Source organism: Mesorhizobium sp. M7A.F.Ca.ET.027.02.1.1 (assembly GCF_004022985.1).
In the GTDB taxonomy this organism is placed as follows: Bacteria; Pseudomonadota; Alphaproteobacteria; order Rhizobiales; family Rhizobiaceae; genus Mesorhizobium.
The window spans coordinates 1-24874 of record NZ_RZOL01000047.1; the positions used below are offsets into that span (position 1 = coordinate 1).

Consider the following 24874-nt stretch of genomic DNA (forward strand, 5'->3'; position numbering starts at 1 on the left):
GCCGTGGCTCGGCCGTGCCGAAGTCCGGCGGCCGGCGAAAGAAGGGTCCTGAGCCCGAAGGCGGCATGGAACCGCAGCCATCGAGCTGAGCTTGACCACTGATTTCATCGAACGCCGCGGCTTGCTCCGCGGCGTTTTTTGTTTTTGGCGTTGGGGAGGAGTTGTCCGCGACCTCGCATCTGCGACGGTGACGATTGGCGAAAGCCAAGGTGATAGCTAATCTCCCCGCAAGGGGGAGATTGGCAACGTCGCCGCTGGCGTGCCCTCGAAGGCAACAAAAAGGCCCGCGAACCCTGCGGTTCGCAGACCTTCTCTTCTTCAGATGTCTTGTCGCTCAGCTCTTCAGCTTGGCATTGCACAGGCTGTAATAACCGCCGCCCTTCTGGATCCAGCGAAGGCCGTTCAACGTGCCCGCGTCCTTGTTGCCATGGTAGCCCTGCAGACAGGTCTTCATGCGCGCCTTCGCGGGCTTTTCGGTCTTGAACTCGGCGGCCAGCGTGGTCGGGAATGTCACGCCCGCGGGCGCTACAGTGGGGGCGACCGCCGCGCTGGTTTCCTTTTTCGTCTGCGGCTCGGTTTTGACCGTATCCTCGCTGACACTGTCCGCTGCTGATGTCGCGCACTTCTCCTTGCGAAAAGCCGTCCAGTCCATGCCGTTCAGAGTGCCGCCTTCCTTGGCTGTTCGATAGGTCTCGCCGCATTCCTTCATCGTCAGTGCGCTTGCGGGGGCGACGCTCCAAGCGACAAATGCGGTCGCAGCCAATACCGCCAATCTCAAACCGTGCATAAGACCCTCCTGGTTGATAATAAGTTTGACGTCTTTTTGTATATGGTTTGTTCTTGATATGTTCAACCAGAATCTTTACGGGCTACCGATGAGCTTGGCGGTGGGCAGTGTAGGCGAATTGATGATGCCGACAGCCCGGCGACATGCAGATGCGAGCAAGGCAGTGTGCGTCTTCGCGCAACAAAAAAGGCCCGCGCATCTTGCGATGCGCGGGCCTTTGTTTGGAGACTATGGCTAAGCGATCAGCCCTTCAGCTTGGCATTGCACAGGCTGTAGAAGCCGCCGCCCTTCTGGATCCACTTCAGGCCGCCGAGCGCGTTGGCGTCCTTGAGGACATAGTACTGGTCGAGGCAGGTGTGCATGCGGCCCTTTCCGGGGGTCTCGCTGGCATATTTCGCCGAGATCGCGGACGGGAACTTGACGCCCTTGGGCGCAGCCGTCGTCGGCTTCGCCGGCTCCTTGGTGTAGCTGGCCTCGTCGGCGGCCGGCACCGTGTCGTCATCCGATGCGCCGGCGCCGCATTCGGACTTGCGGAAGTCGTTCCACTTCATGCCGTTCAGCGTGCCGGCAGCCTTCGCCGCCTGGTATTTGGTGCTGCATTCCTTCGCCGTCAGGCCCTTGGCCGTGCTGTCGTCCGCAGCGGCGGCAGCCTTGGCCGCCTTGGCCGGCTTCGTCTCGGCAGCCTTCTTGGTATCGGCCGGCTTGGCGTCGGTCGTCGCGGCGGCGTCGGTGCCGCACTGAGCCTTGCGGAACTGGTTCCAGGTCGCGCCGGCGAGTGTCCCCGCATCCTTGGCGGCGTTGTATTTCGTGCTGCACTCGGCCATCGTCAGTGCGTTGGCTGGCGCGGCCAGGAACAAGGTCGCGACGGCGAGGCCGGTCAAAGTGGCAAGTCGGTGGATGAGCATAGCGTTTCTCCGTTGCAGCAGCCCATGATACGTCCCTGCAGATCAATATCGCTCAACGGGCGGTTGCGCCAGATGCTAAGTGGCGTATATATCGCCGAAAACCGGTTTCTCCCGATAAGGTGATGAAATCGTTGTCCGTTGTCTGGTTCAGAGCAAGATTTTCCTCGTGCATCCGCGCTGAAAGGCTCGCATGACTTGTATATTGCAACATGGCAGTCTGGGCATGTCAGGTTGCGGCCACATGTGTGCAGTGCACAACAATGGTTTTCTAAGGATTGGTAACGTACAATCACACAATGTGATCATAGCGCCCTGGCCAATTGTGGCATGACGTGCCGGGGAAGAAACGTCGAGGAAGCTGACTAGCATGGCAGGGAATTATTTCGGCACGGACGGCATTCGCGGACGCGCCAACAAGTTTCCGATGACGGCTGAAATCGCTATGCGGGTCGGCATGGCCGCCGGCCTTTCCTTCCAGCGCGGCAGCCATCGACATCGTGTCGTGCTCGGCAAGGACACCAGGCTTTCCGGCTATATGATCGAGAATGCCATGGTCGCCGGTCTTTGTGCCGCCGGCATGGACGTGTTCCTGCTCGGCCCGATCCCGACGCCGGCTGTCGCCATGCTGGTGCGTTCGCTGCGCGCCGATATCGGCGTCATGATCTCGGCCTCGCACAATCCCTATTACGACAACGGCATCAAGCTGTTCGGACCTGACGGCTACAAGCTCTCCGACGAAATCGAGGAGCGCATCGAAAGCATGCTCGACAAGGATATCGAACTGGCGCTCGCCGATTCCGACGGGCTTGGCCGCGCCAAGCGTGTCGACGGCGTGCATGATCGCTACATCGAATTCGCCAAGCGCACCTTGCCGCGCTCGATGTCGCTCGCGGGCTTGAGGATCGTCGTCGATTGCGCCAATGGCGCGGCCTACAAGGTGGCGCCCGAGGCGCTGTGGGAACTGGGCGCCGAAGTCGTCGCCATCAATGTCGAGCCCAACGGCTTCAACATCAACAAGGAATGCGGCTCGACCCATCCGGCCGGCCTGCAAAAGAAGGTGCACGAAGTGCGCGCCGACATCGGCATCGCGCTCGACGGCGACGCCGATCGTGTCGTTATCGTCGATGAAAACGGCGCGATCGTCGATGGCGACCAGATCATGGCGCTGATCGCCGAATCCTGGCACCAGAGCGGGCGGCTTGCCGGCGGTGGTGTCGTCTCAACCGTGATGTCCAATCTGGGCCTCGAACGCTTCCTCGGCGACATGAAGCTGCAATTGCACCGCACCAAGGTCGGCGACCGTTATGTCGTCGAGCATATGCGTGCGCATGGCTTGAATGTCGGCGGCGAACAGTCGGGTCATATCGTGCTGTCCGACTTTTCGACGACCGGCGACGGCCTGGTCTCGGCGCTGCAGGTGCTCGCCTGCATTAAGCGGCAGGGGCGGCCGGTCAGCGAACTTTCGAAGAAATTCGAACCCGTGCCGCAACTCCTGAAGAACGTCCACATTTCCGGCGGCAAGCCGCTTGAGGAGGCGCCGGTCAAGGCCGCCATCGAAGACGCCCGCAACCGCCTCGGCAAGACCGGACGGCTGGTTATCCGGCCATCAGGGACAGAGCCGCTGATCCGCGTGATGGCCGAAGGCGACGACCCGCAACTGGTCGAGTCCGTGGTCAATGGCATCGTGGACATCATCTCGGAAACGCGCAGCGCCGCTTGATCCCAGCGCGTCCAGCAGGACGTGGATCTGACAACCAGGCGCGCCGCGCTCCCTTAACCGGTCCAAGGCCCGCCCCTCGGCGGGCTTTTTCTTGTCAGCCGCCACTTTGTTCGGTGTCCGTAAAGCTCGCGCCTATCCCTGGAAGTTTCGAGATTCGTGGTTAAGCAACAGGGTTAAACGCCTTTTAACCTTTGCAATTCATTATCCACGACTGAAAGCCAATCGCATTTCGGGCGGGATCTCCGTTTCGAGCTTCTCAGGGGTGACAAGCATGTTCAATACAGCAAGAAAGGTCCTGCTCGCCTTACTGTTCGCAGGCTTGGCAGGGCCGCTGTTCGCAGCCGACCTAGTGGAACCGATGGTCGAAGAGGCTCCGCCTCAGGCCGTCTACGAGCAACCGGTCGAGGTCGGCGGCTGGTATATCCGCGGCGATATCGACTATCACAAGTCGACCGTGCGCGGCATCGACTATATGACCTACACCGTCGATCCCTGTAACTGTACGGTCACGCCCGGCACCAGAAGTTTCGATTTCGGCAAGCTCAAGGGCGGTTTCTCGCTCGGTGCCGGCGTTGGTTACAAGATCAACGACCACTTCCGGACCGACCTGACGGCCGACTATTGGTTCAAGTCGAACTTCAACGGCGGCACCTCGGACATCAACGGTACTTCGACCGAAGTATCGAAGATGAGCGCCCTGCTGCTGCTTGCCAACGCCTATGTCGATCTCGGCACCTACCATGGCATCACGCCTTACGTTGGCGCCGGCATCGGCGGCGCCCGCGTCAAGTGGGATGATGTCTACGACCCGAACACCACCGAGTTCAATCCCGGCAGATCAAGCTGGCGTTTCGCCTACGGTCTGATGGCCGGCGCTTCGTACTGCCTGACCGACAAGATCATTCTCGATGCCGGCTACCGCTTCTCCCATATTCAGGGCGGCCGCATGTTCGACTGGAACATCACCAGCTCCGGTCCCGGCTTCGATCGTGGCATCAACACGCACGAAGTGCGCGGTGGCCTGCGCTACCAGTTCGGTGGCAGCAACGGTTGCGCCGCGCCGGTCGTGGCCTACCAGCCCGAACCCGAGCCGATCTACACCAAGTAACAGCATCTACATTACTTCCATTCTTCACAAACCGCCCGGCCTCAGCCGGGCGGTTTTTCGTTGGGCCGCCTGGAATCGACAGGGGAAATGAATTCGCTAACGCTCTGTTAGCCTTAACCGGCACTTAACCACTATGGTTAACAATGCTCCTTGAAACGATGGCTGCCGCTGCGATTGCGGGCTGCGCCAAATTCGGGAGTCGGGGACCATGAAACTTACATCGCGTATGGCGCTGGCGCTCGGTGCACTGGCCTTCCTGCCGCTGACGCCGGTGCACGCGGCCGACTACGATCCGCCGATCTATGTCGACCAGGCGCCCGACTACGTCCCGGTCGAGGTCGGTTCCGGCTGGTATCTGCGCGGCGACGTCTCCTATCTGGCGCAGAAGAGCTTCGACAATCATGATTTCGCCACCGAAACCGCAGCCTTCAGCGACAAGGAAGATCCGATCTTTGCCAGCATCGGCTTCGGCTACCATTTCAACGACTATCTGCGCGCCGACCTCAATCTCGGCTATCTGCCCGGCAACGAGATCGGCGTCGGCTATGACGATTCAGCGACTGCCGCAGAGCCGACCGTAGCGTCGGCATCCCTTAAGAACTACGCCTTGTCGGGCATACTCAACGGCTATGTCGATCTTGGCACCTATGTCGGCATCACACCCTATCTCGGCGCCGGTATCGGCATCGTCCGCAGCAAGCGCACCCTGTCGGCAAGCTATTTCACCGACAATGGCGACGACACGGACGATTTTGCTGTAAGTGACAGCAAGACCCAGTACTCGCTGGCCTACACGCTGAATGCGGGCCTCGCCTATCAGGTATCGAAGAACGTTTCCGTCGACCTGGGCTATCAGTATTTCTCCGCCCCGGACGCCGAATATGTAGCCGCCGAGAGCCTAGATTCCTATCCGATCCGCAAGGGGATCAGCAATCATCAGGTCAAGCTTGGGCTGCGCTACGATCTCTGGTAGGCGCAGCGAGCATGTGGATCAGAACGGCGGATCTTTCGGGGTTCGCCGTTTGCGTTTGAAGTCACGACATCCTGATCGGGGATCGCCGGTATCCCGACAGCGACAGAAACTTTCCTCTTGACGCCCGAAGGCTGAACGCATATCGCCGTCCGTGGGCCACCCCTCCCCAACGAGGGGCCACTATCTGGAAGGATAGACCACGATGACGACGCATACGAAGCCCGGACTCCGTCCGGCAAACCCCAATTTTTCCTCAGGTCCCTGTGCAAAACGTCCCGGCTGGTCGGTCGAGGCGCTGAACAATGCCGCGCTCGGCCGTTCCCACCGCGCCAAGATCGGCAAGACCAAGCTCGAACAGGCGATCGAGCTGACGCGGGAAATTCTCCAGGTCCCGGCGGGTTACCGCATCGGCATCGTGCCGGCGTCGGACACCGGCGCGGTCGAGATGGCGCTGTGGTCGCTGCTCGGCGAGCGCGGCGTCGACATGGTCGCCTGGGAGAGCTTTGGCTCCGGCTGGGTCACCGACGTGGTCAAGCAGTTGAAGCTCGCCGACGTGCGCAAGATCGAAGCCGGCTACGGCGAACTGCCTGATCTCACCAAGATCGATTTCGACCGCGATGTGGTCTTCACCTGGAACGGCACCACGTCGGGCGTGCGCGTGCCGAACGGCGATTTCATTCCCGCGGACCGCAAGGGCCTGACCGTCTGCGATGCGACTTCCGCCGCATTCGCGCAGAGGCTCGACTTCGAAAAGCTCGATGTCGTCACGTTCTCCTGGCAGAAGGTGCTGGGCGGCGAGGGCGCTCACGGCATGCTGATCCTGTCGCCTCGCGCCGTCGAGCGGCTGGAGACCTACAAGCCTTCATGGCCGCTGCCGAAAATCTTCCGCCTGACCTCGGGCGGCAAGCTGATCGAAGGCATCTTCAAGGGCGAGACCATCAACACCCCCTCGATGCTGTGCGTCGAGGATTACCTCGATGCGCTCAACTGGGCGAAGTCCACCGGCGGCCTCGACGCGCTGATCGCCAGGGCGGATGCCAATGCGGCCGTCCTCGATCGCTTTGTCGGCAAATCCTCCTGGCTCGGTCATCTCGCCGTCCAGCCGGCGACACGGTCGAACACGTCCGTCTGCCTGTCCTTCACCGACCCGGACGTGTCCGCGCTCGACGCCGAGGGGCAGGCGGCTTTCGCCAAGGGGCTGGTGTCGGTGCTCGACAAGGAAGGCGTCGCCTACGATATCGGTGCCTATCGCGACGCACCGCCCGGCCTGCGCATCTGGTGCGGCGCGACGGTCGAGACGTCGGATCTCGAGGCGCTGCTGCCCTGGCTCGACTGGGCCTTCGCCGCGCAGAAGGCGTCGCTCAAAGCGGCGGCCTGAGATCATTCGCGGCGGCCTTCGGGCCGCCCATTCCCATCAGGATCAAATCCATTTCAAGGAGGCCGCCATGGCGCCCCGCGTTCTCGTCTCAGACAAACTCTCCCCCACCGCCGTGCAGATATTCAAGGATCGTGGCGTCGAGGTCGACTATCTGCCCGATCTCGGCAAGGACAAGGAAAAGCTCGCCGAAGTGATCGGCCAGTATGATGGCCTCGCCATCCGCTCGGCGACCAAGGTCACCGAAAAACTGATCAACGCCGCTACCAATCTCAAAGTCATCGGCCGTGCCGGCATCGGCGTCGACAATGTCGATATCCCGGCGGCAAGCCGCAAGGGCATCATCGTGATGAACACGCCGTTCGGCAATTCGATCACGACAGCCGAACATGCGGTGGCGATGATCTTCGCGCTTGCCCGCCAGATACCGGAAGCCAACGCTTCGACCCATGCCGGCAAATGGGAAAAGAACCGATTCATGGGCGTCGAGATCACTGGCAAGACGCTGGGCGTCATCGGCTGCGGCAACATCGGTTCGATCGTCGCGACGCGCGGCGTTGGCCTCAAGATGCACGTCATCGCGTTCGACCCGTTCCTGTCGGACAGCCGTGCCGAGGAGCTTGGCGTCGACAAGGTCGAGCTCGACGAACTGTTCGCCCGCGCCGATTTCATCACCCTGCACACGCCGCTGACCGACAAGACGCGCAACATCATCGATGCCGCGGCGATCGCCAAGATGAAGAAGGGCGTGCGCATCATTAACTGCGCTCGTGGCGGGCTGGTCGTCGAGGCCGACCTGATCGCGGCGCTGAAGAGCGGCAAGGTGGCCGGCGCCGGCGTCGACGTCTTCGAGGTCGAACCGGCCGAGAACAACGAACTGTTCGGCATGGAGAATGTGGTGGCGACGCCGCATCTCGGCGCCTCGACGACGGAGGCCCAGGAGAATGTCGCGCTCCAGGTTGCCGAGCAGATGGCCGACTATCTGATCAAGGGCGCCGTCTCCAACGCCATCAACATGCCGTCGATCACCGCCGAGGAGGCGCCGCGGCTGAAGCCTTTCGTCAAGCTTGCCGAAGTGCTCGGCGCCTTCGTCGGCCAGGTCACCGAGGATCCGATCAAGGAGGTCGAGATCCTGTTCGACGGCTCCACCGCGACGATGAATACGCGCGCGCTGATCAGCGCCGCACTCGCCGGGCTGATCCGGCCTCAGGTCTCCGACGTCAACATGGTGTCGGCGCCGATCATGGTGAAGGAGCGCGGCATCATCGTCGCCGAGGTCAAGCGCGACAAATCGGGCGTGTTCGACGGCTACATCAAGCTTACGGTGAAGACCGAGCACATGACGCGCTCGATCGCCGGCACATGCTTCTCGGATGGCAAGCCACGCTTCATCCAGATCAAGGGCATCAACCTCGATGCCGAGGTCGGCCAGCACATGCTCTACACCACCAATGCCGACGCGCCGGGCATCATCGGCCTGCTCGGCACCGTCTGCGGCGAGAACGGCGTCAACATCGCCAACTTCCAGCTCGGCCGCAACCGGCCGGGCGGCGATGCCATAGCGCTGCTCTATCTCGACGCGCCGTTCCCGGAAGCCGTGCTGGAAAAGGTCAAGGCGCATAAGTCGATCGACTCGGCCAAGCGGCTGCAGTTCGACATCAACGCGATGTGATCGAGGACAGGCGGTCGCCGACCCCCTCGTTGAGGCCGGCCGCCGCGGCGGCCGGTTCAGGTCAACTCGTCGGATCCATCGGAGACAGCCACGCGATGTCGGTAGACCAGTTCCCAACCCTTCCAGCCCGTAAACAGCAGGATGAGAACCACGATCAGCGATAGGACGAAGCCGGTTGGCATCACGGCCGCCGCTCCGCCGGCATACCGCGAGTACCAGTTGTAAAGCTCGATCAACACGACGAGTACATTGCCGCCGGCATGGAGCCATGCCGTCGTGAGATTGCGGATCTGAACATCGCCGAGAACATCCGTCAGGCCGGCAAGCGCAGCCAGGGCTGCCATGATCAGGCCTGCGCCGAGAAGCCAAAGCGACCCGGTGACCCATCCGGGATCGGCTGTTCGCCAGAAGATAAGATCGCAAACGAAGGCGCCGACAAAAAAGGCAATCGGAAACGGAATCAGCATGGGATGGATAGGGTGACCGGCAATGCTTGCCGTGCTGCGAGGGTTCGGGCTCATCATGTCGCCTCCCTGCCGTTCAAACTCCGCTGGAGGTGAAATGTTCCAAGTGAGGACGCGGCAGGGTTTATGCCGCTGTTTCCGGGCCATTGGCTAGATCCATGCTGTTCGCGTGAATCGCTGCAACGGGGAGAGCGTCAGCCGCCACATGTCATCTGCGGTGGTCCGCCACCGCCATCTTGCGCCCGCTGTATTCGGCAAGCCCGATGCCGCCCAGCACGAGCACCAAAGCCAGTGCCTGATAGAGGTGGAACGTCTCGCCGACGATCAGCACCGACAGCAGCGTGCCGAAGATCGGCACCAGATTGATGAACAGGCCGGCGCGGTTGGCGCCGATCAGTTCGTTGCCTCTGATGTAGAAGATCTGCGAAACGACGGAGGCGCCGATCGCCGTATAGACGATGACGGTCCAGCCGCGCGCATCGGGCATGATGACCTTGCCGGCGACGACCTCCCACAGGAAGAACGGCAGCGAAGTGACGAGTGCCGCAACCGACAGGGCCAGCATCAGGCTCTGCCAATGCATCACCGGTTTCAACCGCAGTCCGACCGAATAGCCGCTGTAGAGAAACACGGCGACCAGCATGATGGCATCGCCGAAATTGAGTTCCAGCGTCAACAGCCGGCGCGGGTCGCCATGGCAGGCGGTGAGGATCACGCCGGCGATGGTCAGCACGACGCCGACAATCTGCGCCCAGTTCACGCGCAGGCGGAAGAAGACGAAATTGGCAGTCATGATCAGGATCGGCATCGCCGCCTGTTCGATCGAGACATTGATCGCTGTCGTGTAGTTGAGCGCCGTGTAGAAGATGGTGTTGAACAGGGTGAAGCCGCTGGCGCCGAGGGCGACCAGCACGAACCAGTGCTTGCGGACGACCGGCCAGTCCTTCTGGATGGTCTTCCAGCCGATGGGCAGCATGATCGCCACGGCCAGAACCCAGCGCAGGAAGACCAGCGTCATCGGCGAGACGTGATCGACCGCCAGCTTGCCGGCCACCGAATTTCCGCCCCAGAGCAAGGTGGTGAGCAGCAGGAATATGTAGGCGCTTCGATGCATCGCGGGATTCCAGTCGCCGGAGCTGCGGTGTTTGCCGGCCTATTGCCCTCGCTCGCCCAAGTAAATGATGTCAAAGCCGAAAATTGTTGTGCCTCAGGGCATTTTCGACGGCAAAGAAAGGTCGCGCTCGCGAGGTCTTGACGTTATAGAGGCCTGTCGTTTCGAACCATATTCAAGCCGCTTGGCGGCGTCTCAAGGGAAAAGAAACATGGCCAATGTGGTGGTCGTCGGCTCGCAGTGGGGTGACGAAGGCAAGGGCAAGATCGTCGACTGGCTGTCGGAGCGGGCCGATGTCGTGGTGCGTTTCCAGGGCGGCCACAATGCCGGCCATACGCTGGTCGTCGACGGCAAGGTCTACAAGCTGTCGTTGCTTCCGTCGGGCGTCGTGCGCCAGGGCAAGCTGTCCATCATCGGCAATGGCGTCGTGTTCGACCCTCATGCTTTCGTCGCCGAGGTGGCCAAGCTCAAGGCGCAAGGTGTCGAAGTCGCACCGGATCGCCTGAAAATAGCCGAAAACACAGCGCTTATCCTGTCCCTGCATCGGGAGCTGGACGGATTCCGTGAGGACGCCGCATCCAATTCCGGGACGAAGATTGGCACGACCCGTCGTGGCATCGGCCCCGCCTACGAGGACAAGGTGGGCCGGCGCGCGGTCAGGGTGATGGACTTGGCGGATTTGGAAACACTGCCCGTGAAGGTTGACAGGCTGCTGACGCACCACAATGCGCTGCGTAGGGGGCTTGGCCATGCGGAAGTCACGCATGACGCGATCATGCAGGAATTGACCTCGGTCGCCGACGACATCCTGCCCTATATGGACCGGGTCTGGAAGATCCTCGACGATAAGCGCCGGGCTGGCGAGCGTATCCTGTTCGAGGGCGCGCAGGGCACGCTGCTTGACATAGACCACGGCACCTATCCGTTCGTAACCTCGTCGAACACGGTTGCCGGACAGGCTGCCGCCGGCTCCGGCGTCGGCCCAGGCGCCATCGGCTATGTGCTCGGCATCACCAAAGCCTATACGACACGCGTCGGCGAAGGTCCGTTCCCGACCGAGCAGAAGAACGAGGTCGGCGAATTCCTCGGCACGCGCGGCCATGAATTCGGCGTCGTCACCGGCCGCAAGCGCCGCTGCGGCTGGTTCGACGCGGTGTTGGTACGCCAGGCCGTCGCTGTCAACGGCATCAAGGGAATCGCGCTGACCAAGCTCGACGTGCTTGACGGGCTGGACGAGATCAAGGTCTGCACGGGTTATCGTCTCGACGGCGAGATGATCGATTATCTGCCGGCCAGCCAGGGCGCCCAGGCACGTGTCGAACCGGTCTACGAGACGCTCGAGGGCTGGAAAGGCACCACTGCCGGCGCGCGCAGCTGGAACGATCTGCCGGCCCAGGCCGTCAAATACGTCCGCTACATCGAAGAGCTGATCGGCGCCCCGGTCGCACTCCTTTCCACCAGCCCGGAACGGGACGACACGATACTTGTGACCGATCCGTTTCAAGACTAGTTTCTGAAGCCTTTCCGGGCATCGCGGCCGATTTGCGGGGGCCGGCGCGGAAACAAAATACAGGTCGACTGAAGCATGGCAGATTACGTTGCTATTCTGAAAAAGGCGCTCGGCAAGCATGGCGACGAGACGCCGGAAAAGCGTACGCGCATCTATGCCAGCGTTCGCACCATGCTGGCGAAGAAGCTTGAGGAATATTCGCCGCCGCCGGCCGCCGAAGCCATAGCCACGCAGATGCGTTCGCTGGAAGACGCGATCGCGAGTGTCGAGCGGGACTATGCCAAGAGCCTGCCGGAGACCGATCCGCTGGCGGAGCTGGAACACATCTTTTCGTCGATCGATCGCAACAAGAATCAGCCGAGCCATACACGGCAGCCGGCCAAGGCTGAATCGGCCTGGCCCGCACCGCCCGCTGCAAAGTCTGAATCTTATCAGCCCGCGCCACCACCTGCCGCCAAGGTCGAGCCGAGCTGGCAAAGGGCGACGCCGGCGCCTTCCCAGCCGGCTCGCGCCGACACGCCTCTTCCAGGTGTGGATGCCGACGAGGCGGAGGACGAGGCAGATGTCTTTTCCAGCGACGAAGAGCCGGTGTCGGACACCTTCCAGCGCCTGCGTCCCGCCGAGCGCAAGCGCAGCTATGGTGGGCTGATCGCGGCCGTCGTCGCTCTTCTGGTCGTAGCCGGCGGCGGCTACGGAATCTGGCTGAACAAGGATGCCTTCGGCAAAATGCTTGGGCTTGGCGGCAATCAGGTCGCCAAGACCGAGCCGGTGAAACCAGCGCCTGCCAAGCCGGCAACCGATGCCGCGGCAACGCCTCCGGCGCCCGCGGCTGGCGGCACGGAGGCCGAAAGCACGAAATTCACGCAGCGGCTGACGCCGCAGGGCAGTGAAGTCGACCCGGGTCCGGCCGGTGGCCAAAGCGGCATCGGCGAAGGCGAATCGGTCGCCGCGCTGACCACGCCGCCCTCGGCGACGAACGCACCGGCGATTTCCGCTCCGGCCGCAGGCACACCTGCCGCGGCAGCGCCCCCCGCTACAGGTGCCGCCCCCGCAACGCCGCCTGCCAACGGAGCTGCACCGGCAGCGCCGCCCGATGCTGCCGGAACGCCGCCCGCACCGGCAGCTGCGCCTGTGGAAACCGCTCTGCCTGTCGGCCAGAAGGCGATCTTCTACGAGGAGCGCACCAGCACCGCCCAGGGCTCCGCCGAGCCGGGCAATATCGTCTGGTCGCTGGTGCAGGAATCGCCCGGTGGCGACCTTCCGCCGGAGCCGGCGATCCGTGCCGAGGCCACCATTCCCAGCAAGGACATCCAGTTGCGCATGACCATCCGCCGCAACACCGATCAGACACTGCCGGCCAGCCATATCATCGAGATGATCTTCCTGACGCCCGACGGTTTCGAGGGCGGCGGTGTCGACAACATCCTGCGCGTCGCCATGAAGGGTTCGGAACAGGATGCCGGCAGCCCGTTGATCGGCATTCCGGCGAAGATCGCCGACGGCTTCTTCCTCGTCGCGCTCAACGATACCAAGGCCGACGAAGACGCCAACATGACCCTGCTTCGCGGCCAGGACTGGATCGACGTACCGGTCGTCTACAAGACCGGACGGCGGGCACTGCTGACCATGGAAAAGGGCATTCCCGGCGAGAAGGTGTTCGACGAGGCGATCAAGGCCTGGCAGGCCAAGACGGCTGGCTGAGAAGGAGCAGTTCAGAAGCCTTGGAACAGCATGTCGAGCGCGGAGACAATCTCGTCATGGTGCCTGGAAAGGCTTCCCTCTGGATCCGGCAATTCCGAGGCAGAGAAGGCTGACATAAACTGGGTGACCATCACATGATCTTTGCCATTTATGGCGAAGGTCGGGTTTAATCGGCGACCAGGAACCGGGGCTATCTTGGGCGGCATCAGCGGAATGATGATCCTGGTGCTTAGTCCTTCAAGAAGGTCTGATTGCACGTCGAGAAGATAACCGCCGCCCGCGGCATTCCTATAGAAATCATAACGCGCCATCAGAACGGCCGGTGTTTGGCCAGTGGCAGTCCGTTGCGTCTGACATACTCATTGGAGCTGTCGATAGCTTCCTTATTTTCTTCCTGCCATCGGCGCGTTTTTTCTGCCGAGATTGCTTTTGCAATGCCCTCTTCGGCGGCGCGTGAGATATTGATGCCCAAAGCTTTCGCATCGCTGATCAACCGAGAGTCGATGGACGTATTCACAGATTGTCGCTGAGGTTTTGACGTCGATTGAAGCATAAAGATCGCCTCCTTTTATGCGCATAATCTAGGCGCATAAAAGCCCCCACGCAATCCTTCACCCTTCCATTTCCTCGCGCAACATCTCCAGCTCCAGCCATTCTTCCTCGAGCGCCGCCAGCGTAGCGCGCTCCTTGTCGAGGGCGGCGATCGTCTTTTGGAACGAGGCCGGGTCGCGCTCGTAATAGGCCGGATCGGCGATGTTGTTCTCCAGCCTTGAGATCGAAGCCGTCACAGCCTCGATTTTCTTGGGCAGCGATTCCAGAGCGAATTTCTGCTTGAACGACAGTTTCTTCGCCGGCCCCTTTGGCGCGGCCGCTTCACTTCTGGTCGTCACGGGCGCTTCGCCGTTGTCGGCCTTCGCGCGCGCCTTGCGGTCGTCCAGCCGGGTGCCGCCGCGCTGCGCCAGCATGTCGGAGTAGCCGCCGGCATATTCGATCCAGCGGCCTTCACCATCCGGTGCGATCAGGCTGGTCACGGTGCGGTCGAGGAAATCGCGGTCGTGGCTGACCAGGATGACGGTGCCGGCAAAGCCAGCGACCAGTTCCTGCAGCAGTTCCAGCGTCTCGATATCGAGATCGTTGGTCGGCTCATCGAGCACCAGAAGGTTTGCCGGCCGCGCCAGCACGCGCGCCAGCAAGAGCCGTGCCCGCTCGCCGCCGGACAATTCGCGCACCGGGGTGCGTGCCTGCTCCGGCTTGAACAGGAAATCCTTCATGTAGGAGACGACGTGGCGCTGCTCGCCATTGATGACGAGGTTCTCGCCGCGCCCGTCGGTGAGATATTGCGCCAGCGTCTCCTGCGGGTCGACCGCCTCGCGCTTCTGGTCGAGCGTGGCGATCTCCAGATTGGTGCCGAGCCGCACCGAACCGGCGTCCGGCTTCATCTCGCCGGTCAGCATCTTCAAGAGCGTCGTCTTGCCGGCGCCGTTCGGCCCGACCAGGCCGACGCGATCGCCGCGCTGGATGCGGGTCGAAAACCCCTTGACCACGGTTAGATCGCCAAAGCTCTTCTCGATGTTCTTCGCCTCGATCACCAGCTTGCCGGACTCGGCGGCGTCGCTCGCCACCATGGTCGCCGACCCTTCGGCACCGCGATGGCCGCGAAAACGCTGGCGCATGGTCTGCAACTCGCCGAGCCGGCGCATGTTTCGCTTGCGCCTCGCCGTCACGCCGTAGCGCAGCCAATGCTCTTCGCGAACGATCTGGCGGCCGAGTTTATGCTGCTCGCGCTCTTCTTCCTCCAGGACCAGGTCGCGCCATTCCTCGAAATGGCCAAAGCCCTTGTCCAGCCTGCGGGTCTGGCCGCGATCGAGCCAGATGGTGGCGCGCGACACACGTTCGAGAAAGCGGCGGTCGTGCGAGATGACGATCAGTGCCGAGGAGGTGCGGATGAGTTCTTCTTCCAGCCATTCGATGACCGAGAGGTCGAGATGGTTGGTCGGCTCATCGAGCAGCAGGATGTCTGGCTCCGGCGCCATGACGCGGGCAAGGGCAGCACGCCTCGCCTCGCCGCCCGACAGGTCGTTCGGACGTTCCTCACCCGACAGTCCGAGATGCTCCATCAGATAGCTGGCGCGGTAGGGATCGTCGGCAGGGCCAAGCCCGGCCTCGACATAGGCGCGGACAGTGGCAAAGCCCTCCATGTCGGGCATCTGCGGCAAATAGCGGACAGTTGCCGAAGGCTGGCGGAACACCTCACCGTCCTGCGGCTCGATCAGGCCGGCGGCGATCTTCAGCAGGGTCGACTTGCCCGACCCGTTGCGGCCGACCAGTGCGATCTTGTCGCCGGCCGAAGCCGTCAAGGCGGCGCCATCGAGCAGCGGCGTGCCGCCGAAGGTCAGTTTTATCCCGTCGAGGTTGAGAAGGGGCGGGGCCATGTCAGCTTTCAGGTAAGGGATAGGGATGAGCGAGCAGCATCGCGCGGCCATGGCCGAGCGCGATTTCGAGGCGGCCCTTGACCTCGTTGGAAATGGTCAGCGACGAACCGAAGGCCACCTTGACGTGGTTCAGCGGCCATTTGGCGCCGGTGACGGTCAACCCGGCAAGCTCGGAAAAGCCGAGCACCGAAAACAGCGTGCCATCGGCATAGTCGAAGCCGGCCGTTCCGCGCAGCAGGGGAATGCCTTCCTGGGCGCCGCTGGTCAGGAGCACATCGGTCCCTGCTTCGGCCAGCCGCAAGGCAAGCGCCAGATGCAGGAAAGCGTGGTCGGCGCGCTTGCCGCCGAAAGCACCGGCGAGCACCAGCCGGGTCGCGCCGCGCTCGAGTGCTGCGGCGATGGCAAGTTCGCCATCGGTCTGGTCCTTTTCCGCCGGGAAGGTCCGGCGCGGCACGGAAGCGAGATCGTCCGGCAGGTTTGCCGGCACGGAATCGAAATCACCCACCCACAGCTCCGGCACGAGGCCCAGCAACTGCGCATGGCCTATGCCGGCGTCGGCGGCGATGACGCGGGAGCCTTCGGCCTGGCGGTCGAGCCGTGGCGTGCGGATGAGATCGCCGCCAAGCAGGATGGTGAATGTGCTCATATCGTGTGGCCCTTACCAGCCCGGCACGGGAAACGGAAGGCGGCAAACTCCCACTTGCGTGGCGGATCGGCCCGGCCTATGTGTCGAAACGCTCTAACGGGGTGCCGGACGCGATCTTCGCGGACCGGCTGAGAGGCAGTCTCGCCAACCCGCTGAACCTGATCCGGTTTGTACCGGCGGAGGGATTAGACGTTTCGGACAGTCCGACGCCTCAATTCCTTTCAATTCGAACGAAGGAGGCGCCGATGCGCACGCTTTTATACGCTCTTGTTTCAGCAACGGTCGTGGCCTTGTCCGGACCGGCCTTGGCCAAGGACAAGCTCACCGTCTACACCTATGAGAGTTTCACCGCCGATTGGGGTCCGGGTCCCGTGGTGAAGAAGGAATTCGAGGCCGAATGCAGCTGCGATGTCGAGTTCGTCTCGGTCGCCGACGGCGTCGCGTTGCTCAACCGCGTCAGATTGGAAGGCGCATCGACCAAGGCCGATATCGTGCTTGGCCTCGACACCAATCTCACCGCCGATGCCAAGGCGTCAGGCTTGTTCGCGCCGCATGGCGGCGTAACTGGTGTCAACGTGCCGGGTGGCTGGAGCGACGATACTTTTGTCCCCTTTGATTACGGCTATTTCGCTGTCGTCTACGACACCGAGAAGCTGAAGAACCCGCCGAAAAGCCTGAAAGAGCTGGTCGAAGGCAGTGCCGACGACAAGATCGTCATCCAGGATCCACGCACCTCGACGCCGGGCCTCGGCCTGCTTCTGTGGGTCAAGTCGGTTTATGGCGACAAGGCGCCGGAGGCCTGGGCCAAGCTCAAGCCGAAGGTGCTGACCGTGACGCCGGGCTGGAGCGAGGCCTATGGGCTGTTCACCAAGGGCGAGGCGCCGATGGTGCTGTCCTACACGACGTCGCCGGCCTATCACATGATCGCCGAGAACACCGGGCGCTACCAGGCGGCCTCCTTCGAGGAGGGCGAGTATCTGCAGATCGAGGTGGCGGGTATCACCACGACGGGAGCCAAGAATCCGCTGGCGGCCAAGTTTATGGCCTTCATGACCGGGCCTAAATTCCAGGATGCCATTCCCGAGACCAACTGGATGTTCCCGGCCGGCAAGACCGACAAGCCGCTCAATCCGGCCTTTGACAAACTGGTCAAGCCGACCAAGACCTTGCTGTTCAGCCCGCAAGAGGTCGCTGCCAATCGCAAGGCCTGGGTCGATGAATGGCTTGCGGTGATGAGCAAATAAGTTTGCTATCGAAGATGAGTGCTCTACGGCGCCCCCCTCTGTCCTGCCGGACATCTCCCCCGCTTGGGGGGAGATTGGCTGCCATCGGCGATTTCGCCAATCGCCAATGCTGCTGGAGTGAGCGAGGCGTCGAAATTGCCAATCTCCCCCCTTGTGGGGGAGATGTCCGGCAGGACAGAGGGGGGCGCGAAGGAACGCAATCCTTTGTAAGTGCCGCGATCCGGAGATTGGTGGTCCGGCGTGCGACGCGCAGCCTCTGATCCCCGCGTCAGCGCCGGCATTGTCGCGCTTGCCGCGATCGCGCTGCTGATCGGCGGCGCGTTTGCCGGCCTGCTTTTCGAGGGCGCCCATGATTTCTCGGGCGCCTGGGCAGCCTTCGATCCCTATCTGCTTCGCGTCATTCGCTTCACGCTCTGGCAAGCGGCGCTCTCGACGCTGCTTTCGGCCATCCCGGCGCTGTTCGTGGCGCGCGCTCTGTCGCGACATCCACGTTTCTTCGGCCGCGCCTTCATCCTGCAGATCTTCGCCGTGCCGTTGGCGCTGCCGGCTATTGTCGCAGCGCTCGGCATTCTGGCGCTTTATGGCCGTGCCGGCTATTTCGCCGGCGTGCTTGCCTTGATCGGCGGCGGAAGCTGGCCGGGTATCTATGGCCTGTCCGGCATCCTCGTCGCCCATGTCTTCTTCAACCTGCCGCTGGCGACGCGGCTGTTCCTCGAGGCGCTGCAGACCATACCGGCCGACCAATGGCGGTTGGCGAGCCAACTCGGCATGGCGGCGCGGCCGGCGTTCCGGCTGATCGAATGGCCAACGCTGCGCGCCGCACTGCCCGGCGTCGCCGGGCTTGTGTTCATGCTCTGCATCACATCCTTCACGATCGTGCTGACGCTCGGCGGCGGGCCGGCCGCGACGACGCTGGAGGTCGGCATCTACCAGGCCCTGCGCTTCGATTTCGATCCCGCGCGGGCCGTTACACTGACGCTGTTGCAGATCGCCCTGACCTTTATCGTTGTGCTGGCCCTGACGCGCCTGGGCGCCAATGTGGTCGGCGACACCAATTTGCCGGTCGCGCAACGCCGCTATATCTCGGTGAATCGGAGCGAGACCTGGTTGAACGCGCTAGTCATCATCCTGGCGCTGCTGTTCGTCGTTGGGCCGATGGCGGCAACCGTGATGGCCGGGTTGGGTGCGGATCTCGGCCGTTTGGCCAGCGAGGCCACTGTCCGGCAGGCAACGCTGACCAGCGCGGCGCTCGCCTTCCTGTCGGCACTGCTTTCGGTGATGCTGTCGCTGGCGCTGACCATGGCGCGGCGGGCACTGGCGCTGAACCGCCGTGCCGGCGCAAAGACACTGCTCGAACGCGCCGCCGATACAGGCGCCGGCTTTGTTCTTGTCGTGCCGCCGATCGTCGTCGGCGCCGGCTGGTTCCTGTTGCTGCGCCATGCCGGCGATGTCTTTGCCATCGCCCCGGTCATGGTCGTCACCGTCAACGCGGTGATGGCGATGCCGTTCGCCCTGCGCGCCGTGCGTCCCGCCTATGATGCGGCGAGCGAGCGTCACGAACGGCTCTGCGCACAGCTCGGCATTGCGGGCTGGAACCGGCTGATACTGGTCGACTGGCCGTCGCTGCGGCGCCCGCTCGCCACGGCCTTCGCTTTCGCCATGGCGCTGTCGCTGGGCGATCTCGGTGTCATTGCCCTGTTCGGCAGTGATTCCGTGCAGACATTGCCCTACCTTCTTCTGGCTCGGATGGGCAGCTACCGCACCGAGGATGCCGCCGGCCTGGCACTCCTGCTCGGCCTCGTCTGTCTCGCGTTGATCGTGGCGGCGCACTGGCTGGGAAGGGAGAAGGTCCGGGATGCGTGACGGGGCGGCCAGCAGGCTCGAGAAGGGCGCGCCGGTGCGGCTGGACAAGGTGTCGTTCAGTTATGGTGAGGTGCCACTTGTCTTCGACGTCGAGTTCGCCACGGCGAAGATCACCGCCATCATGGGTCCGAGCGGTTCGGGCAAGTCGACGCTGCTCAATCTGGTCGCCGGCTTCGAGACCCCACAATCGGGCCGCGTGCTGATCGGCGGGGCCGATGTCAGCGCCGAGCCGGCCTCGGCGCGGCCGGTGTCGATGGTGTTCCAGGAGAACAATCTCTTCGCGCATCTTTCCGTCGAGCAGAATGTCGGGCTCGGTCGCTCGCCCTCCCTGGGACTGACCGAGGCGGACCGCGCCGCGGTCGCCGAGGCGCTTGCGCGCACCGGTCTCGCGGGCAAGGAGAAACGCCTGCCGCGCGAGCTCTCCGGGGGCGAACGCCAGCGCGTCGCACTGGCCCGCGTGCTGGTGCGCGACCGACCGGTGTTGCTGCTCGACGAGCCATTCGCTTCGCTCGGACCCGCTTTGCGCGACGAGATGCTGAATCTGGTTGCTGCCGTTCATGCCGAACGCGCCATGACGGTGCTATTTGTCACCCACCAGCCCGAGGATGCACGCCGCATCGGCGAGCACATGGTGTTTGTCGACAATGGGTTGGTGGCCGCAACCGGCAAGGCTGATGATTTCTTTACCGGGGCTGGTCCGGAGGCGTTCCGGCGCTATATCGGCGCGGGTGCTGGATATTCCACATCACGCGATGTTGCCCGGAAGCGGACATAATTTACGGTCAAACCGGCTCCAGGCGATGTGGCGTTTGCTTGCCATGACCGGGGGAGTGTGGCTAGGTCGCCCTACCGGTCCGGCACAGGCCGTGATTTGCCTGCAGTATCCGCCGCCCGCCCTAAGGGACGGGCAACGGATGCTGCAGCAGTTTGAGATAGCGCATGACGCGTTCCGAAGATCGCCCCCGATTTTCGTGGTCATGCGCCGGGACCCGAAAGGAAGCCGTTCTGGCGATCGGCGCTAACACATTGGGAATGAAACCGCTGGCGCGTTTTCTCGCGCTGGCCGGTTTTGCCGTGGCGTTGGCAAGCTGCCAGATGTTCACGCCGCCGGAAGTTCAGGAATCCGGCTTCCAGCCTTCCGACAAGCCGATCACAGTGGACAATGTCGGCGCCAACAACAAGCTCGCCGAATTGGCCAAGGCGCAGCACCCGCGCATCCTGGCGACTTACGGCGGTGAATATTCCGACCCCAAGCTCGAGCGAATGGTCGCCAAGGTGGTCGGTAGTTTGACGGTGGTGTCCGCCAACCCGACACAGACCTATCGCATCACCATTCTAAATTCGCCCAACGTCAACGCATTCGCGCTGCCGGGCGGTTATCTCTACATCACCCGCGGCCTCCTGGCGCTGGCCAATGATTCGGCCGAGCTTGCCGCTGTAATCGCGCATGAGATGGGCCACGTCACCGCCAATCACGGCCTGCAGCGCCAACAGCTCGAGGCAGAGGAAGGCCTAGCGACCAAGGTGGTCTCCGATGTGCTCGGCGACAGCCCGACCGCCAAGGCGGCGTTGATCCGCGGCAAGCTGAGGCTGGCGCAATTTTCGCGCAACCAGGAGCTGGAAGCCGACGCCATCGGCATCAAGTCGATCGGCGAGGCCGGCTACGATCCTTTCGCCGCAGGCCGCTTCCTTCAATCGATGTCGGCCTATACCGATTTCCGCTCGATCAGCGGCGCCACCGACGCTAGCCTGGACTTCCTGGCCACGCACCCCAACACGCCGCAGCGCATTGATCTGGCGCAGCGCCATGCCCGCCAGTTCGGCGCGCCGGGCGTCGGCACGCGCGACCGCGATTCCTTCCTCGCCGGCATAGACGGCCTGCTCTATGGCGACACGCCCGAGGAAGGCTACGTGCGCGGCGAAACCTTCCTGCACCCGGGCCTTGGTGTGTCGTTCACGGTGCCGGACGGCTTCATCATCGACAATTCGGCAGCAGCGGTGACGGCCACCGGCCCCGGCGACATAGCGATCCGTTTCGATGGCGTTTCCATCGACAAGAACCGGGCGCTGACGGACTATATCCGCAGCGGCTGGGTGGCTGGTCTCGTCGACAGTAGCGTCAAGCAGGAAACCATCAACGGCAATGAGGCGGCGACCGCGCATGCCGGCGCCGAAGGCTGGCAATTCGACATAGCGGTGATCCGCGCTGGCGGCCAAGTCTACCGGCTGCTGACCGCGGCCCCTTCCGCCAGCGCGTCTCTGGACACGATCGCCCGTTCGGTAAGCGGCTCGTTCCGGATACTGAGTGCTGCCGAAAAGGCGGCGCTGAAGCCGCTGCACATCCGCGTCGTCACCGTCCAGCCTGGGCAGACGATGGGTTCACTTTCGGCGCAGATGGTCGGCGTCGACCGCAAGCTCGACCTGTTCCGCGTCCTCAACGCGCTGTCGCCCGGTGCCGCCGTTTCGGCCGGCGACAAGGTCAAGATCGTCACCGACAAGTAGGCGCCGCTGGACGCCTGCCGCCGTTCAGGCGGCAGTCGCCATGAACTCCGGGTTCTGCTTCACCAATGCGACCTTGAGCTTTTCCATGGCGCGGGCCTCGATCTGGCGGACGCGTTCCTTGGAGATGCCGAGGGTTTCGCCGAGCGCTTCGAGTGTCGCGCCCTCGTCGTTCAGCCGCCGTTCCTCGATGATCCTAAGCTCCCGTGCGTTGAGCGCGCGAAGCGCCTCCCTCAGCCAGAGCGAGCGGCGCGCGACATCGATCTTGTCGCCGACGATCTCGTCGGGCAGCGGATCGTCCGAAATCAGGAAATCCATGCGCTCGGTCGAACCCGCATCGTCGGCAATAGGCATGTTGAGCGAGGAGTCGGGCGCCGAGAGCCGCGAATCCATCATCGCCACATCGGCTTCGGAGACGCCAAGCGCCTCCGACACTTCGCGATAGAGCGTGGCGTTGGAGAGCGGCTCCGTGCCATTCGCCAACCGCGCGCGCAGGCGTCGCAGGTTGAAGAACAGCGCCTTCTGGGCCGAGCTGGTGCCGCCACGCACGATAGACCAGTTGCGCAGGATATAGTCCTGCATCGAGGCGCGGATCCACCATGTCGCATAGGTCGAGAACCGCACCTCGCGCTCCGGCTCGAAGCGGGCGGCGGCCTCGAGCAATCCGACATGACCCTCCTGGACCAGATCGCCGAGCGGCAGGCCGTAATGGCGGAACTTGGAGGCCATGGAAATGACCAGCCGCATATGGGCGACGGTGATTGAGTGCAGCGCGTTCTGGTCGTTGTCCTCTTTCCAGAGCAATGCAAGCCGATGCTCTTCGTCACGCTCGAGGTAGGGAGCCTTCATTGCCGCGCGGACCATGATCCGTCCTGCCGTGTCTTCCATCATGAGGCGCTCCCTGGGTGGTGCGAATGACTTTGCAAAGTTGGCTGCCGCCCGGGTTGAAATGCCGGCGTCGTGCCCTAGAACAGCCAGAACTGCCATGCGCGGGAAAGGTTCCGCGACCGCAGCGGCGCGATTGTGTTGCCTGAAGGATTCTCAGGGGGTCCGAGATGGCTGCAATCACGAGTGGAAAGTACCGTTTAGAGAATATGGTTTCATAAACCCGCTGTTTTTGAAATTCAGTTCCTTATTTTTTCGGCTTGCATCTGTCAGTTTCCAGCGCTCACAAATATGCCGGCCAGCCGGCCAAGGACGGGATCACAGAAAAATGAAATGGCTCAAGTCGCTCATTATCGCCGGAACGCTGCAGGCCCTGGCTGTCGCTTCAGGTCATGCCGGCCCCAATCTCGACCAGATCAAGCACGCCGGTGTCATCAAGATCGGCACGGAAGGCACCTATGCGCCGTTCACCTACCATGACACGTCCGGTGCACTGGTCGGCTTCGACGTCGAAATCGCCAAGGCGATTGCCGAGAAGCTTGGTGTCCAGGCCGAGTTCCTCGAAGGCAAGTGGGATGGACTGATCGCCGGCCTCGACGCCAATCGCTACGACGCCGTCATCAATCAGGTCGGCATCACCGATGCCCGCAAAGCCAAGTACGATTTCTCCGATCCCTACATCGCCTCCAAGGCGGTGCTGATCGTGCGCGGCGACAACACCGACATCAAGAGCTTCGCCGATCTCAAGGGCAAGAAGTCGGCGCAGTCGCTGACCTCGAATTTCGGCAAGCTGGCCGAAACGAACGGCGCCGAGCTGGTCGGCACCGATGGCTTCGACCAGTCGATCCAGCTGCTTTTGACCGGCCGCGCCGACGCCACGATCAATGACAGCCTGTCGTTCCTCGACTTCAAGAAGCACAAGCCCGAAGCCAATGTGAAGATTGCCGCGCAAGAGGAAAACGCCGACTATTCCGGCGTCATCGTGCGCAAGGGCGATCCGGAACTGGTCGCCGCGATCAACAAGGCGCTGGCCGACATCAAGGCCGACGGCACCTATAAGAAGATCGCCGACACCTATTTCGGCCAGGATGTTTCGAAGTAATCTACGAGGCGAGCCGCTCCGCGGCCATGAGACACATAGAGCGGCGAGCCGTCTTTGACGGCCCGCCGCTTTTGTCGTGATATGGCAGACGCATTCTCGCCTTGACCAAGCTGCTTCGACCAATCTGGAGGGTCATACGTGCCGCACTGGCTGCAACTGATGCTGGAGTCGCTGCCTTCGCTGCTGTGGGCGGCGCTGATCTTCACCGTGCCGCTGACGCTGTTGTCCTTCGCCTTGGGGCTGGCCGTTGGGTTGGGTGCTGCACTCGCCCGGCTGTTCGGCCCCAAGCCGCTGGTCGCGCTTGTGCGCTTCTATGTCTGGATCTTCCGGGGTACGCCACTTTTGGTGCAGCTGTTCCTCATCTTCTACGGCCTGCCGTCGGTCGGCATCCTGCTCGACGCCTTCACGGCGGCGTTGATCGGATTCACGCTCAACATCGGCGCCTACACGTCGGAAATCATCCGCGCGGCAATAGGCTCGGTGCCGAAAGGCCAGTGGGAAGCCGCCTATTCGATCGGCATGACCTGGGGCCAGGCGATGCGGCGTACCATTCTGCCGCAAGCCGGCCGGGTCGCGGTGCCGCCGCTCTCCAACACCTTCATCTCGCTGGTCAAGGACACGTCGCTGGCCGCCGCCATCACCGTGCCGGAGATGTTCCAGGCGGCGCAGCGCATCGTCGCCACCACCTATGAGCCGCTGATCCTCTATGTCGAGGCGGCGATCCTCTATTTGGCGCTGAGTTCGGTGCTGTCGGCCTTGCAGACGCGGTTGGAGACCCGGCTCAACCGCTATGGCGGCTTCCTGGAGGCGCGCTCATGATCGGCCTCAGCAACATCGAAAAGCGCTTCGGCGACAATCTCGTGTTGAAGGGCGTGAC

The 24874-nt window shown here is 62.8% G+C and carries 23 protein-coding genes, 1 pseudogene and 1 riboswitch; of the genes and pseudogenes, 13 read left to right on the forward strand and 11 right to left on the reverse strand.

The window, feature by feature from the left end; all coding sequences use genetic code 11:
* The 3 genes from EN749_RS38180 to EN749_RS08200 form a co-directional block, all read right to left on the reverse strand.
* On the reverse strand, positions 1-208 hold a 208-nt coding region (locus EN749_RS38180; protein WP_210214710.1), incomplete at its 3' end, for a hypothetical protein.
* A 126-nt stretch (positions 209-334) separates the two neighbouring features.
* Positions 335-787, reverse strand: coding sequence for a hypothetical protein (locus EN749_RS08195; RefSeq protein ID WP_127397625.1), 453 nt, complete (start codon positions 785-787; stop codon positions 335-337).
* 242 nt (positions 788-1029) lie between these two features.
* Positions 1030-1692, reverse strand: a complete 663-nt coding sequence (locus tag EN749_RS08200) for a hypothetical protein (protein WP_128362903.1) — start codon at positions 1690-1692, stop codon at positions 1030-1032.
* A 367-nt stretch (positions 1693-2059) separates the two neighbouring features.
* Here EN749_RS08200 and glmM point away from each other — a divergent pair, with 367 nt between their 5' ends.
* The 5 genes from glmM (at position 2060) to serA (ending at position 8540) form a co-directional block, all read left to right on the forward strand.
* Complete coding sequence (gene glmM / locus EN749_RS08205; RefSeq protein WP_127267139.1) at positions 2060-3412, forward strand: phosphoglucosamine mutase; 1353 nt, start codon at positions 2060-2062, stop codon at positions 3410-3412.
* Positions 3413-3683: 271 nt separating this feature from the next.
* Positions 3684-4520 carry an outer membrane protein gene (locus tag EN749_RS08210; protein ID WP_128362904.1) on the forward strand — a complete coding sequence of 279 codons (837 nt, stop codon included), beginning with the start codon at positions 3684-3686 and terminating at the stop codon, positions 4518-4520.
* Positions 4521-4728: 208 nt separating this feature from the next.
* Complete coding sequence (locus EN749_RS08215) at positions 4729-5493, forward strand: outer membrane protein (protein WP_127267137.1); 765 nt, start codon at positions 4729-4731, stop codon at positions 5491-5493.
* A 202-nt stretch (positions 5494-5695) separates the two neighbouring features.
* Positions 5696-6871 carry a phosphoserine transaminase gene (locus EN749_RS08220; RefSeq protein WP_127397218.1) on the forward strand — a complete coding sequence of 392 codons (1176 nt, stop codon included), beginning with the start codon at positions 5696-5698 and terminating at the stop codon, positions 6869-6871.
* A 67-nt stretch (positions 6872-6938) separates the two neighbouring features.
* The gene (serA, locus tag EN749_RS08225; RefSeq protein ID WP_127267135.1) at positions 6939-8540 is read left to right on the forward strand and encodes a phosphoglycerate dehydrogenase; all 1602 of its coding nucleotides are present in this window, start codon (positions 6939-6941) and stop codon (positions 8538-8540) included.
* Between the two features lie 56 nt (positions 8541-8596).
* Here the strand turns inward: serA and EN749_RS08230 are convergent, their stop codons facing one another.
* Both EN749_RS08230 and EN749_RS08235 read right to left on the reverse strand, forming a co-directional pair.
* Entirely contained in the window at positions 8597-9061 is a 465-nt protein-coding gene (locus tag EN749_RS08230) for a DUF2231 domain-containing protein (RefSeq protein ID WP_127399338.1), read from the reverse strand.
* Positions 9062-9212: 151 nt separating this feature from the next.
* The gene (locus EN749_RS08235) at positions 9213-10118 is read right to left on the reverse strand and encodes a DMT family transporter (protein ID WP_127267134.1); all 906 of its coding nucleotides are present in this window, start codon (positions 10116-10118) and stop codon (positions 9213-9215) included.
* Between the two features lie 208 nt (positions 10119-10326).
* Between EN749_RS08235 and EN749_RS08240 the strand changes: the two genes are divergently transcribed.
* Positions 10327-11625, forward strand: a complete 1299-nt coding sequence (locus EN749_RS08240; protein ID WP_127267133.1) for an adenylosuccinate synthase — start codon at positions 10327-10329, stop codon at positions 11623-11625.
* A gap of 75 nt (positions 11626-11700) precedes the next feature.
* Positions 11701-13326, forward strand: a complete 1626-nt coding sequence (locus EN749_RS08245) for a hypothetical protein (RefSeq protein ID WP_128362905.1) — start codon at positions 11701-11703, stop codon at positions 13324-13326.
* A gap of 11 nt (positions 13327-13337) precedes the next feature.
* On the opposite strand, the gene EN749_RS08250 is transcribed toward EN749_RS08245, so the two are convergent.
* Genes EN749_RS08250 through EN749_RS08265 form a run of 4 tightly spaced genes read right to left on the reverse strand, consistent with a single transcriptional unit; the run spans position 13338 to position 16404 of the window.
* Positions 13338-13637 (reverse strand): CcdB family protein, encoded by a 300-nt coding sequence (locus EN749_RS08250; RefSeq protein ID WP_127327637.1) that lies wholly within the window; start codon positions 13635-13637, stop codon positions 13338-13340.
* Positions 13637-13879: a type II toxin-antitoxin system CcdA family antitoxin gene (locus tag EN749_RS08255; RefSeq protein ID WP_127270148.1), complete on the reverse strand. Its 243-nt coding sequence runs from the start codon at positions 13877-13879 to the stop codon at positions 13637-13639. The genes EN749_RS08250 and EN749_RS08255 overlap by 1 nt, the downstream gene beginning before the upstream one ends.
* 58 nt (positions 13880-13937) lie before the next feature.
* Positions 13938-15758, reverse strand: a complete 1821-nt coding sequence (locus EN749_RS08260) for an ABC-F family ATP-binding cassette domain-containing protein (RefSeq protein WP_128362906.1) — start codon at positions 15756-15758, stop codon at positions 13938-13940.
* 1 nt (position 15759) lies between these two features.
* Positions 15760-16404, reverse strand: coding sequence for a thiamine diphosphokinase (locus EN749_RS08265; protein ID WP_128362907.1), 645 nt, complete (start codon positions 16402-16404; stop codon positions 15760-15762).
* Between the two features lie 87 nt (positions 16405-16491).
* Positions 16492-16606: riboswitch (TPP riboswitch) on the forward strand.
* Between the two features lie 43 nt (positions 16607-16649).
* On the opposite strand from EN749_RS08265, the gene thiB reads away from it, so the two are divergent.
* Positions 16650-17648 (forward strand): thiamine ABC transporter substrate binding subunit, encoded by a 999-nt coding sequence (gene thiB / locus EN749_RS08270; protein WP_128362908.1) that lies wholly within the window; start codon positions 16650-16652, stop codon positions 17646-17648.
* 27 nt (positions 17649-17675) lie between these two features.
* Here the strand turns inward: thiB and EN749_RS38650 are convergent.
* Positions 17676-17836 (reverse strand): annotated as a pseudogene (locus tag EN749_RS38650) (precorrin-3B synthase); the annotation flags it as partial.
* Positions 17837-17888: 52 nt separating this feature from the next.
* Between EN749_RS38650 and thiP the strand changes: the two are divergent.
* The 3 genes from thiP to EN749_RS08290 all read left to right on the forward strand — a co-directional run bounded on the left by thiP (position 17889) and on the right by EN749_RS08290 (position 22013).
* Positions 17889-19511 carry a thiamine/thiamine pyrophosphate ABC transporter permease gene (gene thiP / locus EN749_RS08280; RefSeq protein WP_127809034.1) on the forward strand — a complete coding sequence of 541 codons (1623 nt, stop codon included), beginning with the start codon at positions 17889-17891 and terminating at the stop codon, positions 19509-19511.
* A complete protein-coding gene (gene thiQ / locus EN749_RS08285; protein WP_128362909.1) occupies positions 19504-20286 on the forward strand; it encodes a thiamine ABC transporter ATP-binding protein in 783 nt (260 codons plus the stop codon). The genes thiP and thiQ overlap by 8 nt, the downstream gene beginning before the upstream one ends.
* Positions 20287-20543: 257 nt before the next feature.
* Positions 20544-22013 carry a M48 family metalloprotease gene (locus tag EN749_RS08290; RefSeq protein WP_127809036.1) on the forward strand — a complete coding sequence of 490 codons (1470 nt, stop codon included), beginning with the start codon at positions 20544-20546 and terminating at the stop codon, positions 22011-22013.
* A gap of 24 nt (positions 22014-22037) precedes the next feature.
* On the opposite strand, the gene EN749_RS08295 is transcribed toward EN749_RS08290, so the two are convergent.
* Positions 22038-22901, reverse strand: coding sequence for an RNA polymerase factor sigma-32 (locus EN749_RS08295; RefSeq protein ID WP_023814301.1), 864 nt, complete (start codon positions 22899-22901; stop codon positions 22038-22040).
* Positions 22902-23223: 322 nt separating this feature from the next.
* On the opposite strand from EN749_RS08295, the gene EN749_RS08300 reads away from it, so the two are divergent.
* Together EN749_RS08300 and EN749_RS08305 are read left to right on the forward strand one after the other, a co-directional pair.
* The gene (locus EN749_RS08300; RefSeq protein ID WP_127809037.1) at positions 23224-23997 is read left to right on the forward strand and encodes an amino acid ABC transporter substrate-binding protein; all 774 of its coding nucleotides are present in this window, start codon (positions 23224-23226) and stop codon (positions 23995-23997) included.
* A gap of 138 nt (positions 23998-24135) precedes the next feature.
* Positions 24136-24816 (forward strand): amino acid ABC transporter permease, encoded by a 681-nt coding sequence (locus tag EN749_RS08305; protein WP_127267252.1) that lies wholly within the window; start codon positions 24136-24138, stop codon positions 24814-24816.
* The last annotated feature ends 58 nt before the right edge of the window (positions 24817-24874 follow it).